Source organism: Alteromonas sp. McT4-15 (assembly GCF_020515205.1).
In the GTDB taxonomy this organism is placed as follows: Bacteria; Pseudomonadota; Gammaproteobacteria; order Enterobacterales; family Alteromonadaceae; genus Alteromonas.
The window spans coordinates 13436-28867 of sequence record NZ_JAJALG010000034.1 but is presented as its reverse complement, the minus strand read 5'-3'; the positions used below and the strand labels follow the sequence as shown (position 1 = coordinate 28867).

The window sequence follows — 15432 nt, the reverse complement described above, 5'->3', positions numbered from 1 at the left end:
CAAAAGAGCGGTTTTTTTATAAAAGTCGGTAGCACTTACGCTAATTCAGCAAGACACAATTCATCGTGAATTTGCTTACACCACGCTTTAACACGAGAGTCAGTTAATTCAGGCTGACGGTCTTCATCGATGCCTAAGCCAACAAAATGGTTGTCATCTGCCATGCCTTTCGACGCTTCAAAATCGTAACCTTCAGTTGACCACTGACCAACGAGGATAGCACCTTTCGCTTCAACGATATCGCGCACCATTCCCATTGCATCAAGGAAGTACTCTGCGTAATCTTCTTGGTCACCGCAGCCAAAGATGGCCACTAACTTATCTGTGAAGTCAATTTGCTCAAGCTCAGGGAAGAAATCGTCCCAGTCACATTGCGCTTCACCGTAATACCATGTTGGGATACCGAAAATGAGTAAATCAAATTCAGCGATGTCTTCTTTACTGCTCTTGGCAATGTCTTTAACATCAATTAGCTGTTTACCCAATTCCTTTTGGATCATTTTCGCAACATGTTCGGTATTACCCGTGTCACTTCCGAAAAATAGGCCAACACTTGCCATATATAACCTCTATTAACCGTTACAAATTAAACGCCTGAGCTAAGCCAGAACCATTCAATGATACCTTTCGCAAGAAAGCCTAGTGCACCTAAACCTAGTACACCGTAGGTTACCACTCGTCCAATAAGTGGCACGTCGTTCTTACGTAATACATCGTGAACTGCGAAACCCATCAATAAAAATAAGATGAATAACCCGCCGTACAACATGATGGACTCAATGAGTTCGTAGTTTTCTGCAAGCATAGTTTTGATACTAAAAAAAATCTGGCGCAACTATATCACACCTTGAACGTGTGTCAGAGAACAAAACGTTCAAAATTATGTAATAGTTGTCGTTCTCATCTAAAGAAAGGCAGCCGGTTCATACGACTTAGACAACTATTATACTCGCCCTCTATTATTTCGATAGCGTGCGCTCTACTACCGTATTGAAAGCCGCAGGCTTCTCAGCATGCAGCCAGTGGCCAGTGCCTTCAATAATGTGCGCTTTCGCGTTGGGAAAATAACGCGCAATCGCATCGCGATGAGCAGCGGTGATATAGTCTGACTCCGCGCCTTTGATAAACAAGGTTACCCCATTGTATTGCTGATTGGTTTGTTCCCAATCAATAATGTGTTGATAACTGTTATAAAGGCCTTTTACATTGAATCGCCATGCCCAGTCGCCATTTTCTTTTTGGTACAAACTCTTAAGTAAAAACTGACGGACACCAGGTTCTTTAACATGGTGTGCCATGGCACTTTCAGCATCTTTTCGGCTAGTGATGGTCTCAAGCGGAACAGCGTTCAGACCGTCGAAAACCGCTTGGTGACTATGTTGATAAGACACTGGGGCTATATCCGCTACTATAAGGTGCGAAACACTGTCTGGGTGGTCAAGGGCAAGTCGCATCGCTACTTTTCCACCTAAAGAATGCCCTAAAACAGCAGTGGTGGTGATAGACAGAGATTGGAGTATTTCGTAAATGCTCTTTGCAGCGTCTGAAATATCAAATCCCGCAGCCCATGGTGACTCACCATGATCAGGTAAATCCACACTTATTACATTAAAATGTGATTCAAAATGGCGCTTAATACCTGCTAAATTATCGGCATTACCAAACAAGCCATGAATTAACACTAGCCAGGGTGAAGTGTCGTCATTTTTTGAAAGCTTATAGTTTAAATTCACAATAGACCTGTTACTTAGCTAACTAAAAATAAAATAAGGCCTGTAAAAACAGACCTTATTTTTTTAATACTTAAATACAAGGATGTTAGTTTACAGAAAATGTGTCTAGTGACTTACCACTATCCAATGCATCTTTGTAAACACGCGGCATGCGCCCTATTCCTGTCCATAGATGCTCATTGCCTTGTTCATCGACCAATTTATATTTAACAGGGCGCTTTTTGCCGGTTTTCTTATTCGGTTGTAACGAAAGCGCTTTTAAATCTTCAACATTTAAACCTGCTTCTTCCATTTGTTTTTTTATAGCAGCGAGTTTTTCTCTTTTTTCTTGTTCGGCTTTTTCTAAAGCCTGCGCTTTTTCTTTGCGCTTCTCAATTATGCTGCCAAGTTTTTCTTGAATTGCTTCAAGTTCATTAATGCTTAATTCCTTAACAGCACCTTGCAAACGTCTTCCATGGGTTAAAATATCTAGAAACTCGCTCATTAATTAACCTTAATTACGTTTAACTTATTAATTATGTTGGATAGTAAATAAATTTAGCACAAAAAAAAAGCGAGCAATGCTCGCTTTTAAAAATAACACGCTCTAGTGGCTTTCGAATTACATATTTGGGTAATTTGGACCGCCGGCGCCCTCTGGAACAACCCAGCGAATATTTTGACTTGGATCTTTAATATCGCAGGTTTTGCAGTGAACACAGTTCTGGGCGTTAATTTGGAAACGCTTTTCGCCTTCTTCTTCGATGACTTCATACACGCCGGCAGGGCAGTAGCGCTGCGCAGGCTCAGCATATTTGGGCAAGTTCACTTGAAGTGGAATGCTTGGATCTTTTAGTTGAAGGTGACACGGCTGGTCTTCTTCGTGGTTAGTATTCGACAGAAATACAGAAGATAGCTTGTCAAAACTTAGCACACCGTCGGGCTTAGGATACGCTATCTCTTTGGCATCTTTAGCTTCTTTGAGTTGCGCGTAATCCTTGTGCTCATCTTTCATGGTGAAAAACAAATTACCGTTAAAGAAGTTTTGCTCAAGTGTATTAAAGGCGCCACCCCAGAAATTACCTAATTTGTGAATGGCAGGACCAAAATTACGTGAACGGAATAATTCATCGTATAACCAAGACGATTTATATTTCTCTGTAAAGCTGGTTAATTCTTTAACTGGCGCCTCTGCATTTTCGCTAATTGCTTCAAAAATACTTTCTGCTGCCAACATACCCGATTTCATGGCAGTGTGATTGCCTTTAATTTTGGCAAAATTTAGTGTGCCCGCGTCGCAACCGACAAGTAATCCGCCTGGAAATGTCATTTTAGGCAACGAGTTAAACCCGCCTTTTGCGATAGCTCTAGCACCATAAGAGACGCGCTTTCCGCCCTCTAGATATTGCTTAAATACAGGGTGATGTTTAAGGCGTTGGAATTCGTCAAATGGGCTCAAATAAGGATTGTCATAATTCAAATCGACAATTAAGCCAACAAATACTTGGTTGTCTTCTGCGTGATATAAGTAGCTACCACCCGTTGCATCATCAAGCGGCCAGCCTGCACTGTGAACAACGAGTCCTGGTTGATGTTTAGCTGGGTCGATATCCCAAATCTCTTTAAAACCAATAGCATAATGCTGAGGTGAGCTTTCTTTATCAAGCTCGAAGTGTGAAATCAGCTCTTTACCAAGGTGTCCTCGACAACCTTCTGCAAAAACGGTGTATTTCGCGCGAAGCTCCATTCCCGGCATGTACCCGTCTTTAGGCTCGCCATTTTCACCTACGCCCATGTCGCCAGTAATCACGCCACCAACGCTACCATCGTCGTTGTAGATAACTTCAGAGGCGGCAAAGCCCGGAAATACTTCTACGCCAAGTTGCTCTGCTTGTTCAGCTAACCAGCGCGTAACATTACCCATAGACACAATATAGTTGCCGTCGTTGTGCATGGTTTTTGGGGTGATACCGTTTGGTAGCTTTTTCGCACTGGTTTCATTTTTAAGTAAATAGATGTGGTCTTCAGTAACAGGGGTATTAAGAGGCGCGCCTTTCTCTTTCCAATCAGGAAACAGTTCGTTAAGCGCACGGGGCTCAAATACAGCACCTGATAGAATATGTGCACCTACTTCGGAGCCTTTTTCGACCACACAAACCATGAGTTCTTGGTCTTTTTCATTGGCAAGCTGCATAAGTTTGCAAGCAGTTGATAATCCAGCTGGGCCGGCACCGACGATGACTACGTCAAACTCCATCGATTCTCGTTCCACGGGAGGCTCCTTATGTTCGTATTTTTATAGTGCACTATTGATGAAACAAATAATGCGATGTGTCAAAAACATGTAAATTAAATGTCGCTCTGAAAGGTAATGCAGGTTGACGTTTACGTCAACAGTAAGTACATTGCAGAGCAGTTTACGTTAACGTTAACTGGCGACACATTATATATGTTCGCGAACGTGGTGTTAATGGCGTTTTAAAGCTAGCCTATATAAAACGTACGTTCCACGGTTTCTTTTTTAACGTAGAGTACATTGTTAAAGTTTCAAAACGCGTGGTGATGTAATACGTTTTTAATTTTTAATAGTTAATTATTAGTAAAACGTAATAGACACCGACGAACTCAACAATTGAGGTAAATATGAAAATACTCGTACCGGTCAAACGCGCGATCGACTACAACGTGAAGGTAAGAGTGAAGGCAGACGAATCTGGCGTAGACCTTACTAACGCGAAAATGGCCATTAACCCTTTTTGTGAAATTGCGGTTGAAGAAGCCGTTCGATTAAAAGAGAAAGGCGTAGCCACTGAAATCGTTGTTGTTTCAATTGGTGATAAAAGCTGCCAAGAACAAATTCGTACAGCACTCGCCCTAGGTGCTGATCGTGGTATCCAAATCGATACCGACCAAAACCTTGATTCACTTCAAGTGGCAAAGCTTTTAGCAAAAGTTGTTGAAGAAGAGCAACCTCAGCTTGTAATTCTAGGTAAGCAGAGTATCGACTCTGATAATAACCAAACGGGTCAAATGCTTGCGGCACTTACTGGCATGCCGCAAGGTACTTTCGCCTCAGAAGTGGTTGTCGATGGCGAAAAGGTAAATGTAACGCGTGAAATCGACGGCGGCCTTCAGACTGTGGCATTGTCACTACCTGCTGTTGTGACCACAGACCTTCGCTTAAACGAGCCGCGTTATGCGTCTCTTCCTAATATTATGAAGGCGAAGCGCAAGCCACTTGACGTTAAAGCGGCTGCTGATTTTGGCGTAGCGCTTGAGTCAAACGTTAAAGTTCTAAAAGTAACGCCTCCACCACAGCGTGAGGGTGGTATTAAAGTAGCAGACGTTGCTGAGCTAGTAGACAAGTTAAAGAATGAAGCAAAGGTGATCTCATGAGCGTACTCGTATATGCAGAACACGATAATACAAGCTTAAAAACGGAAACGCACAAGCTTGTAAACGCAGCACAAAAAATGGGTGGCGACATCCATGTACTCGTTGCTGGTGAAGGTTGCCAAGCAGTTGCTGAAGCCGCGGCGCAAATCGAAGGCGTAGCAAAAGTTATCGTTGCAGATAATGCTGCTTATAAGCACCAGTTAGCTGAAAATACTGCTGACCTAGTGGTAGAGCTTGCTAGCGATTACAGCCATGTTGTTGCAGCGGCAACAACAACAGGTAAAAACTTCATGCCTCGCGTAGCGGCGTTATTAGATGTTGCACAAATTTCTGACATTATCGGTGTAGAAAGCGAAGACACGTTTGTTCGCCCTATCTACGCAGGTAATGCTATTGCAACAGTTCAATCGTCTGATGCGAAGAAAGTTATCACCGTTCGCGCAGCGTCATTTGACGCCGCAGCGACAGGTGGTAGTGCAGAAGTGACTGCCATTGATGTGGTCAAGGGCAGTGAAAAGTCTGACTTTGTATCAGCAGAGCTTACAGAATCAGAGCGTCCTGAACTTACTGCAGCAGAAGTGGTAATTTCTGGTGGTCGCGGTATGCAAAACGGCGACAACTTCAAACTACTTGAAGGTATTGCCGACAAGTTAGGCGCTGCTATTGGTGCATCGCGTGCGGCGGTTGACGCTGGTTTCGTACCTAACGATATGCAAGTAGGTCAAACAGGTAAAATTGTTGCGCCTCAGCTTTATATCGCAGTAGGTATCTCAGGCGCTATTCAGCATCTTGCGGGTATGAAAGACTCTAAAGTCATTGTAGCCATTAACAAAGACGAAGAAGCGCCAATCTTCCAAGTTGCTGATTATGGTTTGGTGGGTGACTTGTTTGACGTTCTGCCTGAGCTGGAAGGTTCACTGTAAAACCAAAAGCAGTGACCTAAAAAGCCAAAAAGACGAAAGGCTGCCTTCATCAAGATGGCAGCCTTTTTTGTAGGGAATAGATTTATTATTTAAAAGTCAGTTAAACGCGAACAACCGAGTTATCTTCCACACTCACTGGGGAGGGAATGTAGGCATCGGCGTCCCAATCGTTTTCCCACTTTTCACCGTCAAGCAAATAGCGGAACTGATACTCGTGATCTGTCTCGAGGTTGACAGTAAGTGTAAAATCGCCACTTTTTAACTTCTTCATGGTAAGCGGCTGTGCTTTCCAATCTGTAAAGTCTCCACAAAGTTCTGCCTCTTTGGCATCCCGTGCGGCTTCGGCGTCAAGTCGAAACGTCACTTTGCACAGAGGTTTAGATTTAAGATATTGTTTCTTAAGACTCATAATGTGTTTTCCCTTCAACGTAGCGAAATTTCAAATTCCGAAACTGCAACGCTACAAAACGTTAAGTGAAACAGTTTTCGGTTAACTCATAGACTATGAGTGGTTAAATAATCAGCGAAAAATGCGTATTTATCAATCTTCGATTGTAATCTTTTGGCATTTTTTTATATTAGCCACAGCCAATTGAGCAAGGTGTACAACCTTTTAACAATGTGTATAAAAAACACTCACTCAATAGTGAAATTTACGTCACAATCAATACACAAAATTTAACAAACTTAATTGAGCATATGGCTCGTAAAATCAGTAAACTATTAACGACACAATAATAATTTAATTTTACTTGGCGTGGTGTAGCGACTCTTTAGCCTTTCAATCAGCGTGCTAAGATGCTGATTTTCCATGCAAGTGTTCCTAGGGATAGTAAATGAAAAACTCTGTTTTAATGAAAAGTGGCATTCCACTTGGCATTATCATCGTGGCATTTATTGCTGCAGCCATCATGATTAGTTCTCGCAAACCGCCCGAACAAGTGCCGGTCGAGGTTCCTGCATTTCTTGTCGAAGCAAAGACCACTACTTCTGAACCCGTAAACTTTATCGTGAAATCGCAGGGCAATGTTGTACCGCGTAATAAGACTTCATTAAGTGCGCAAGTTAGTGGGCAAGTGATTAGCCTTTCTGACAACTTTATTGCCGGCGGTACCTTTAAGAAGGGCGATGTGTTAGCCACATTAGAGCAAGACGATTACAAAACAGATTTAAAGCTAGCAGAAGCTGAACTTGCGCAGGCCCAAGCTGCGCTTCAAGAAGAAATCGCACGAGGGAAAGTTGCAGAGCAAGAGTGGCGCTCGGTCAACAGTGTTGCACCACCTGAGCTTGGCTTACGTAAACCACAATTGGCGAAAGAACAAGCCAATGTGAAGGCTGCTGAAGCTAAACTTGAACGTGCGAAGCGCAATTTGCAAAGAACAAAAATTACTGCACCTTACAATGGCATTGTGGTGGAGCGCAGTATCGATTTAGGCCAGTTTGTCGCAACGGGCTCACCGATTGGTACGGTGTATTCAACTGATACCGCTGAAGTCAGATTGCCTATCACCGACAGTGATTTAATGTTTGTAAACATTGCGGGTCAGTCAAGCGACGGAGCGCCCGTGTATCTCACTGCATCTGTAGGTGGTACTAAACAATCGTGGCAGGGCAAATTAGTGCGTTCAGAAGGCGTGCTTGATACAGGAAGTCGTGTTGTTTATGCCATTGTTGAGGTGCAAGACCCTTACAATGTAAACGCGTCACATAAAGCGCCATTGCGATTCGGTCAATTTGTTGAAGCAGAGATAACCTCGCGTCAAAACGAAAACCTTATGGTGTTACCTCGCAGTATTTTGCGTTTAGACAACACAATTCTGACGGTTAATGACAATAGAGAAATTGAAATTAAACACGTTGATGTAGCGCGAACTACGGCAAAAGAAGTGTTCATTCGCGATGGCATTGCAGAAGGTACTTTAGTGGTAACCTCTGCGGTTCCTAACCCTTATAACGGTATGAAAGTACGTTTGCCAGGTGATGAGCCAGTCTTGTCAGACGAAGCTAAATCTGACAAGGGAAGTGATGATACCGCTATTGAAACCACAACCGCTGGCGGAGGCCAATAATGAGTCGCATCGATACGCAAAGCGGCCTTATCTCATGGTTTGCACGCAACAATGTGGCGGCAAACTTGCTGATGTGGCTTTTAATTGTTGGCGGTTTGTTTGGCGCGGCAAATATTCAAAAACAGGTTTTTCCAAACTTCGAAATTAACGTTATCAATGTACGTGTGCCTTACCTTGGTGCTGCTCCTCAAGAGGTAGAAGAGGGTGTTCTGCTAAAAATAGAGGAAGCGGTTAAGGACTTAGAAGGTATCAAACAGCTCAATTCCACTGCGGTAGAAGGCATGGGAACGGTGAGTATTCAAGTGGAAGAGGACTACGATGTACAGTCGCTTCTTGATGAAGTGAAAGTACAAGTAGACGCTATTCCTCGTTTTCCCGCAGACACGGAAAAGCCGGTTATTTATCGCCAGAAAATTCAACAGGACGTGATTTGGTTGTCGGTTTACGGTGATGCGTCTGAGCGTGAATTAAAAGAATTTGCAAAAGATTTACGAGATGATATCGCAAATTTACCCGGTATCTCGAGCGTGCAAGTTGTAGGTGCCCGAGACTATGAAATCTCTGTCGAGCTCTCTGAGGTTGATTTACAGAAGTACAACTTAACGTTTGCTGATGTGGTAGCTCGTTTAAGTCAAACAAGTATCGACTTACCTGGTGGTTCTATTCGCACCGAAAATGGCGATATATTGCTTAGAACCAAAGGGCAGGCATACACAGGTTGGGATTTCTCTCAAATAGTGTTGGTGACTAATGCCAATGGTACTCGCGTTACGTTAGGTGACGTAGCCTACATCAATGACGGTTTTATCGAGAACAACCAATACGCAATGTTTGACGATAAGCCTGCTGTTAGCCTTCGAGTAAGAGCAGTTGGTGACCAAAACGCATTGGAGATATCTGAGCAGGTTAACAATTACGTCGATACTAAAAAAGCAGAATTCCCTGCACACATTACCGCAGATACGTGGGGCGATAGCTCATTTTATCTGGCAGACCGCTTAAACATGATGCTTGAAAACATGTTCTTTGGTGCGCTATTGGTATTCCTAGTATTGTCATTATTTTTGAAAATTAAACTGGCGTTTTGGGTAATTGTAGGTCTACCGGTTTGTTTTTTAGGCACTTTGCTAGTAATGCCATTGGATATGGTTGGCGTTTCTATCAATATGCTGAGCCTGTTTGCATTTATCCTTGTATTAGGGATTGTGGTTGATGACGCCATCATTATGGGAGAGTCAGCCTATTCTGAAATAGACAAAAAAGGGCATAGCACTGATAACGTTATTGCTGGTGTTAAAAAGGTTGCAATGCCGGCTACCTTCGGCGTACTGACCACCATTGCTGCTTTCTCGCCCATGTTAATGGTATCTGGCCCATTTGGTATCATTTGGAAAACCATTGGCATGGTGGTTATTGTATGCCTTATATTCTCGCTTATTGAGTCTAAGCTTATTTTGCCGGCTCACTTAGTGCACATGAAACTTAAGCCTTATGATCCCGAAAAAGCTAATGCATTTCAGCGCTTCAGAGACTTTTTTAGTGAAGGGATCAAAACCTTTATACATAACAAATATGCCCCATTTTTAGCGAAAGCCGTTCGTAATCGCTACACCACAGTGTCGGTGTTCATGGCAATGCTAATTCTTACTGTTGGCATGTTTGGCGGCGGTATAGTGCGCTTTGTATTTTTCCCAAGTATCCCTAGTGACTTTATGATAGCGAGCTTTGAGCTTGAACCAGGTTCATCTTTGGAACAACGAGACGACGTATTGAATACGCTTAGAGCGGCGATGCATCGAATGGACGATAAAGTTGCTAAAGATACGGGTGAAAATGTTATTAAACACGCCGTTGCTTACGATAATGGTAACTTAGGTGGTGAAATTTTTGCCGAATTAACGAAGGGCGAAACCCGCACACTTACTGACTTTGAAATTCAAGAGATGTGGCGTGAAGAGTTACCTGAAATTCCTGGCGTAAAAGTACTTAATATCAGTTCGCCGGGTGGCCCTGGTGGTGGTGCAGACTTGAGTTTTGAATTTAGCTCAAGCGATATCAAAGCGCTGCGGGCAATTAGTGATGAATTGAAAGACAAGCTAAACGCTTATGAAGGCGTCACGGATATAAACGATACTTTTTCTGGGGGCAGTGAAGAGATTCAATTGGCGCTTAAACCTCAGGCCGATGCGTTGGGTATAACGTTGCAGCAGTTAGGACAACAAGTGCGCTTTGGTTTCTACGGGGCTGAAGTTCAGCGTATTCAGCGTGATGACGAAGAAATTAAAGTGATGGTGCGTTATCCAAAGAATGAACGTAGCTCAATTGAACATTTAGAAAATATGCGTATCCGTACGCCAGGTGGTCAAGAGATACCGTTTGAACAGGTTGCTACCTTTACAGTGGGTCAGGGTTTTGACTCAATCATTCGTGTTGATGGAAAGCGCTCTGTTACGGTAACCGGTGTAGTAGATAAAGCATTGATGGATCCTTCGGAAATCACTAATGATGTCATCGAAAATGTGATGCCAGATTTGCTAGATCGTTACCCGCGTGTAGAATTTCAGCTACAAGGAAACTCCAAAGAGCAAGCCGATGCGATGTTTAGTTTGATGCAGGGCTTGTTGTTTGCTCTATTTGCCATCTACACATTGCTCGCGATTCCGCTTAAATCATACAGCCAACCTTTCATTATTATGTCGGTGATCCCATTTGGTATTGTGGGCGCAATTATTGGTCACTTAGTGCTGGGAATGGCGGTCAGTGTTTTGTCGATTTGCGGTATCATCGCGTTGTCAGGTGTTGTTGTTAACGACAGTTTGATCATGGTTGATTTCGTTAACAGAGCCAGAAAAGAAGGCCTGTCGTTAATGGATGCAGCAATCAGTGCTGGTACTCAGCGTTTTAGAGCAATTATTTTAACGTCATTAACAACCTTTATGGGGTTGATGCCAATTGTATTTGAGCGAAGCTTACAAGCACAGATAGTAATACCGATGGCGATTTCATTGGCATTCGGTATTCTGTTTGCCACTATCATTACACTACTACTTGTACCTGCGCTTTATCTCATTTTAAATGACATCAAAAATGTGTTTAAAGGCAGAGAACATACGCAACTAGCGAATGATACTCAGGTAAACAGCCCAAGCTAATTAACACTACGGTGCCGTAATTTAAAAGCCGCTCTATTGAGCGGCTTTTTTTGTTTGCAATTTGTACAAATGGCCATATACTGTATAAATATCAGTATGGTTTGTTTTGAGTCTAATTGATGTTGGAGCAGGCATTATGCAAACAGGAATAAAAGCGGTAGATCAGCTTATATCCAAGCACGGTATTATGGCTGACCTTGGCTACGACACGTTTCAAAGACGAGCGCGACTTACAGGCGGTGACGAACGCGCCAATACGCTACCTTTTTGTATGTACCAAAAAGTAGTGAGTGCGCCACTTTCGCGCAATTTTACCGTTCACCATTTTTATATGCCGGGCAACAAGGGCAAATTAGCGAGCTTTTTGTTTGACGAGAAAGGTGCGCTCATCGAGCAAGTGTATTACCAAAAAGTAAGCCGCTGGGTAAAGGTATGTCGAAAGCTTCAGCAACTTGTACAAAAACATGCAGAGCATATTCAATTAGCCGCATAAAAAAAGCGGTAGTGTTTAAAAACACCATCGCTTTCTATGCAAGCCAATGTAGCCGACAGCTACATTGAATTGTGATTACTTTTTAGAAGTAAGTGTATTTGAACTCTACACCCCAAACACGAGGCTCGTTAACGATGCCGGTCAGGTTGTTAAAGTCGATAGCACCTTTAACGTTGTCTTCGTCTGTAATGTTACGACCGAATAGAGCAACAGTGTAGTTGTGTGCAAAGTTTTCATAACCAATGCGTAAACCACCTTCGAAGTTATCATCGGTAGTAAACTCAACAGCTTCATATAGGAAGATGTTAGTTTCGCCTTGGAATGCCCAGTCGGTGAATACGAAGAACTCGCCATCATCACCCATAGGAATTGCATAACGCGCGGTGAAGTTAAAGATTGACTCAGGCGCTTGTGGGAAAGGGTTGCCATCAATTGATGCAACAAAACCATCTGGGCGCGGATCAGTTACAGTACAGTTACCTGTAAAGCCTGAACCAGCGTTAGTTCCACAAGGTGATACTGTCAATGAATCATCTTTGATTTCTGTGTGGTTGTAGCTGTAACCTGCTGTGAATGTTAACTCATCAGTTGCTAGCCACTGAGCGTCAACTTCAAAACCATACGCTTCGCCTTTATCAGCATTTACTAACGCAGTGAAGTTATTGCCGCCACCAATTGCTGAGAATTGCATGTCGTCTACAGTGTAGAAGAATGCAGCAGCGTTTAAGCGTAAAGTGTCATCAAGTAAATCAGACTTAATACCCACTTCAAACGAGTTGATTGTCTCAGCGTCAGCAACAGAAGGAGCACCTTCAAATGCTACGTCACGACCTTGGATCGTTTGAGCACGGAAGCCATTTGCATAGCGTGCAAATACTGACATATCGTCTGTTACACGGTAGTTTGCGCTAAGTTCGAAGCTAGTTTGACCGTCGTCAACGTCGATATCGTCGTAGTCTTGAACACTTGCAGCACCAATAACCAATGCAAAGCCGTTTACGTTCTGATCGCCAACTACAAGACTCTTAGAGTCGTGTGTATAGCGGATACCACCAGTTACGTTTAGCTTGTCATTTACTTGGTATGAGCTTTGACCAAACACGGCCCACGTTTGGTTATCGTGGAATACCGTAGTTGCGCCGAAGAAGCCATCGATACTGGTTACGTTGAATGATGCGTCATAGTAGAACGCGCCCACTTGCCAGTTCATTGCATCACGGGTGTTGCTTGCAAGACGGAATTCTTGAGTATATTGCTCAAGGTCGTTAAGACGATCTTGTGTTACCGCAGAGAAAGGAATAAAGCCTGGGCCAGATGTACCATCTGCACGGTTGAAACCGCCATCGATATCACCAAGGCTAGAGCCTTCTGCGGTTTCTAGCGCAGAGATTGACGTGAACGTCACAGTGTCCATGTCGTATTCAAGTTTTAGTGATGTACCAAAACCGTCGTACTCTTGCGGGTTGTTGTCGATGCCGTCACCCGTTAGGTCGCCATCGTAATATACAGTTTCACGATCGTAGTTAGCGTTAAGATCGTTGCTACCTTTATCGAAAACGTTAGCACGGAAAATAGATGCTGTACCCTCTAGATCACGTCCGTGAACATTTAGAAGGGCTGAGAAGTCCGCTGAAGGTTCCCAAAGTAGTTGAAGACGGTAGGCTTTTTCATCGTAGCCACCAATTGCATCGTTTTCACCTGTGAAAGCGTTGTCGATGTAATCATCGCGCTCTTGTGAAAGTACAGAAAGACGCGCTGACAAGTTGTCGGTTAAACCGCCGCTGATTGCGCCTTCAATGTTCATTGTGCCGAATGAACCGAAACCAACTTTTCCGTAACCTTCTACATCTTGAGTAGGCTTAACGGTATCAAACTTAATGATACCTGCTGTTGTGTTACGACCGAAAAGCGTACCTTGAGGACCGCGAAGTACTTCTACTTGCTGAACGTCAAAAAGTGGGAAGCTTTTTAGTACCACGTTTTCCATTACCACTTCGTCCATGATAATAGAAACCGGCTGAGATGCAGCTAGGTCAAAGTCAGTGTTGCCTAGACCACGGATATAAAAACGTGGTGCTACACGACCGTTTGATGACTCAGCGTATAGGCCCGGTACACGAACGGCTAGGGCAAGAATGTCTTCACCGCCTGAGAAAAGGCTTTCGAATTTTTCACCGCTAAGTGTTGCAACAGAAATAGGTACTTCTTGAATTGATTGCGTACGCTTTTGTGCAGTTACGGTAATTTGTTCAAGTGAGGCTTCTTTTTTTTGTGTCGTTTCGGCCTCTTGTGCAAGAACTGATGAGCTGAACGCAGCACTAACAGCCAGTGCTAGCGTGGCGATTTTATGTGTTCTCATGTTTCCACCAAGATGTTTTGTAACATTATACTTTTGTAGTGTTTTAGGCATAAAAAATATTACTTCATGCTTGGCGCTGCATTTTACACAAACTTTCCTATAAAAACCCCATTTTTGTGCAAAATGTGCGTCGATCGTTTGAACGCTTTATTTTTTGCGGGCTAGAGTGTGCCCATAAACTGACCAATTGAACCACTTTGAGCGTTTTTAGTGCAAGATATCTATCACAAGCGTTTGAATTTTGCTCGGTATTGTGACGGTGATAAGCCAGTGATTTTTTTGAAAAGCCGAGTAAATGAACTCATATCCTCATATCCAACGGCATTAACTATTTTTTCAAGTTGCATATTGGTGGTTTCTAAGAGTTTTCGCGCATGTTCAATGCGCAAGCTTTGAAGATATTGCCATGGCGTTGTATCACATGCATTTTTGAAGCGGCGGAGTAGGGTACGCTCGGTCATATTATGTTTGTGGGCAACTTCTTCAAGCGATAACTTGACGTGTAAATGACCTTCTAAGAACGACTGAACCGCACTGATATCCTTATCTGAATGAAAGTGACGTTGGCGGCTACTGGCATATATGGTTTGACTCGTCCTCGAAACATCAAGTACATGAGATTTGGCCGTATCGGTTGCAACTTGGTGTCCACAATATCGTTCAATAAGCAAAATAGATAAATCAATCCACGCCATCCCACCACCAGCGCAATAAATATCGTCGTGTTCAGTCACCATTTTGTCGGGCCGCAATAGCACGTCTGGATAGTGTTGTTTGAACTTATCAGCATAGCCCCAGTGAGTAGTGGCTACCTTCCCCTGCAATAATCCCGTTTCCGCTAGTATAAATGTGCCCGTGCAATTAGCCGCAATATCTGCTCCCATTTTTTGTAAGCGCTTAATGTGCACAAGCTGCGGTTGAATATCGCGCAATGCAGTGTCTATGTCGCCTCCAATTGTGGGTATAAGCAAAATATCCGTTTGAGACACATCTTCTATAGCAATGTTGGGATTTAGCGTAATTTGATTGGAGCACTGGAACGGTTGACCATGGGCACTGGCCAATTGCGCGTGAAATTTCGGTGTAGTAGGTAACTGATGTATACGCTGCCAACTGACTCCAGCAAAAGCGAACACATCCAGCGCGCCAGTAATGGCAGAGGCTAGTGCATGGTTAAATCCTAAGACGGTGACAGTGTGGGGCGTTTTATTCATAAAAATAATTTATTTTATTTTATTTCAAATAATAAGGTGTAGTGATAGTTGGCGTTAATCACCATAATTGTGTCATTAATGACAATAATGGCATGGTAACGAATGTGACACAAT

Annotated in this window: 13 protein-coding genes; 5 read left to right on the top strand and 8 right to left on the bottom strand. The window is 43.2% G+C overall.

The window, feature by feature from the left end:
- Positions 1 to 35 precede the first annotated feature (35 nt).
- From fldA to LHL20_RS17450, 5 genes are all read right to left on the bottom strand, one after another.
- Entirely contained in the window at positions 36 to 560 is a 525-nt protein-coding gene (gene fldA, locus LHL20_RS17470) for a flavodoxin FldA (RefSeq protein ID WP_202265427.1), read from the bottom strand.
- Positions 561 to 586: 26 nt separating this feature from the next.
- Complete coding sequence (locus LHL20_RS17465) at positions 587 to 805, bottom strand: DUF2788 domain-containing protein (RefSeq protein WP_159624996.1); 219 nt, start codon at positions 803 to 805, stop codon at positions 587 to 589.
- A gap of 154 nt (positions 806 to 959) precedes the next feature.
- Positions 960 to 1733 (bottom strand): alpha/beta fold hydrolase, encoded by a 774-nt coding sequence (locus LHL20_RS17460; protein WP_226434219.1) that lies wholly within the window; start codon positions 1731 to 1733, stop codon positions 960 to 962.
- 85 nt (positions 1734 to 1818) lie between these two features.
- A complete protein-coding gene (locus tag LHL20_RS17455) occupies positions 1819 to 2217 on the bottom strand; it encodes an H-NS histone family protein (protein ID WP_202265431.1) in 399 nt (132 codons plus the stop codon).
- Between the two features lie 117 nt (positions 2218 to 2334).
- Entirely contained in the window at positions 2335 to 3984 is a 1650-nt protein-coding gene (locus tag LHL20_RS17450) for an electron transfer flavoprotein-ubiquinone oxidoreductase (RefSeq protein WP_226434218.1), read from the bottom strand.
- 371 nt (positions 3985 to 4355) lie between these two features.
- On the opposite strand from LHL20_RS17450, the gene LHL20_RS17445 reads away from it, so the two are divergent.
- Positions 4356 to 5108 (top strand): electron transfer flavoprotein subunit beta/FixA family protein, encoded by a 753-nt coding sequence (locus LHL20_RS17445; protein ID WP_039216447.1) that lies wholly within the window; start codon positions 4356 to 4358, stop codon positions 5106 to 5108.
- On the top strand, positions 5105 to 6031 hold the full coding sequence (locus LHL20_RS17440) for an electron transfer flavoprotein subunit alpha/FixB family protein (RefSeq protein ID WP_226434217.1): 927 nt from the start codon (positions 5105 to 5107) through the stop codon (positions 6029 to 6031). Before LHL20_RS17445 ends, LHL20_RS17440 begins: the two co-directional genes overlap by 4 nt.
- Positions 6032 to 6131: 100 nt before the next feature.
- Here the strand turns inward: LHL20_RS17440 and LHL20_RS17435 are convergent, their stop codons facing one another.
- Positions 6132 to 6440 carry an isoamylase early set domain-containing protein gene (locus tag LHL20_RS17435; protein ID WP_159624863.1) on the bottom strand — a complete coding sequence of 103 codons (309 nt, stop codon included), beginning with the start codon at positions 6438 to 6440 and terminating at the stop codon, positions 6132 to 6134.
- Positions 6441 to 6867: 427 nt separating this feature from the next.
- Here LHL20_RS17435 and LHL20_RS17430 point away from each other — a divergent pair, with 427 nt between their 5' ends.
- The 3 genes from LHL20_RS17430 to LHL20_RS17420 all read left to right on the top strand — a co-directional run bounded on the left by LHL20_RS17430 (position 6868) and on the right by LHL20_RS17420 (position 11745).
- Positions 6868 to 8100 carry an efflux RND transporter periplasmic adaptor subunit gene (locus LHL20_RS17430; RefSeq protein WP_226434216.1) on the top strand — a complete coding sequence of 411 codons (1233 nt, stop codon included), beginning with the start codon at positions 6868 to 6870 and terminating at the stop codon, positions 8098 to 8100.
- Positions 8100 to 11252, top strand: a complete 3153-nt coding sequence (locus LHL20_RS17425) for an efflux RND transporter permease subunit (RefSeq protein WP_226434215.1) — start codon at positions 8100 to 8102, stop codon at positions 11250 to 11252. Before LHL20_RS17430 ends, LHL20_RS17425 begins: the two co-directional genes overlap by 1 nt.
- A gap of 136 nt (positions 11253 to 11388) precedes the next feature.
- Positions 11389 to 11745, top strand: a complete 357-nt coding sequence (locus LHL20_RS17420) for a hypothetical protein (RefSeq protein ID WP_226434214.1) — start codon at positions 11389 to 11391, stop codon at positions 11743 to 11745.
- Positions 11746 to 11827: 82 nt separating this feature from the next.
- On the opposite strand, the gene LHL20_RS17415 is transcribed toward LHL20_RS17420, so the two are convergent.
- Positions 11828 to 14104 carry a TonB-dependent receptor gene (locus LHL20_RS17415; RefSeq protein ID WP_202265443.1) on the bottom strand — a complete coding sequence of 759 codons (2277 nt, stop codon included), beginning with the start codon at positions 14102 to 14104 and terminating at the stop codon, positions 11828 to 11830.
- Between the two features lie 224 nt (positions 14105 to 14328).
- The gene (locus LHL20_RS17410; RefSeq protein WP_226434213.1) at positions 14329 to 15318 is read right to left on the bottom strand and encodes a GlxA family transcriptional regulator; all 990 of its coding nucleotides are present in this window, start codon (positions 15316 to 15318) and stop codon (positions 14329 to 14331) included.
- Positions 15319 to 15432: the final 114 nt, after the last annotated feature.

What these genes read in the sequence shown, in the direction of transcription:
- LHL20_RS17420 (WP_226434214.1), top strand. Translation starts at nt 11,389, where the DNA reads ATGCAAACAGGAATAAAAGCGGTAGATCAGCTTATATCCAAGCACGGT.
- LHL20_RS17435 (WP_159624863.1), bottom strand. Translation starts at nt 6,440, where the DNA reads ATGAGTCTTAAGAAACAATATCTTAAATCTAAACCTCTGTGCAAAGTG.
- LHL20_RS17430 (WP_226434216.1), top strand. Translation starts at nt 6,868, where the DNA reads ATGAAAAACTCTGTTTTAATGAAAAGTGGCATTCCACTTGGCATTATC.
- LHL20_RS17425 (WP_226434215.1), top strand. Translation starts at nt 8,100, where the DNA reads ATGAGTCGCATCGATACGCAAAGCGGCCTTATCTCATGGTTTGCACGC.
- LHL20_RS17445 (WP_039216447.1), top strand. Translation starts at nt 4,356, where the DNA reads ATGAAAATACTCGTACCGGTCAAACGCGCGATCGACTACAACGTGAAG.
- LHL20_RS17440 (WP_226434217.1), top strand. Translation starts at nt 5,105, where the DNA reads ATGAGCGTACTCGTATATGCAGAACACGATAATACAAGCTTAAAAACG.
- LHL20_RS17410 (WP_226434213.1), bottom strand. Translation starts at nt 15,318, where the DNA reads ATGAATAAAACGCCCCACACTGTCACCGTCTTAGGATTTAACCATGCA.
- fldA (WP_202265427.1), bottom strand. Translation starts at nt 560, where the DNA reads ATGGCAAGTGTTGGCCTATTTTTCGGAAGTGACACGGGTAATACCGAA.
- LHL20_RS17455 (WP_202265431.1), bottom strand. Translation starts at nt 2,217, where the DNA reads ATGAGCGAGTTTCTAGATATTTTAACCCATGGAAGACGTTTGCAAGGT.
- LHL20_RS17415 (WP_202265443.1), bottom strand. Translation starts at nt 14,104, where the DNA reads ATGAGAACACATAAAATCGCCACGCTAGCACTGGCTGTTAGTGCTGCG.
- LHL20_RS17465 (WP_159624996.1), bottom strand. Translation starts at nt 805, where the DNA reads ATGCTTGCAGAAAACTACGAACTCATTGAGTCCATCATGTTGTACGGC.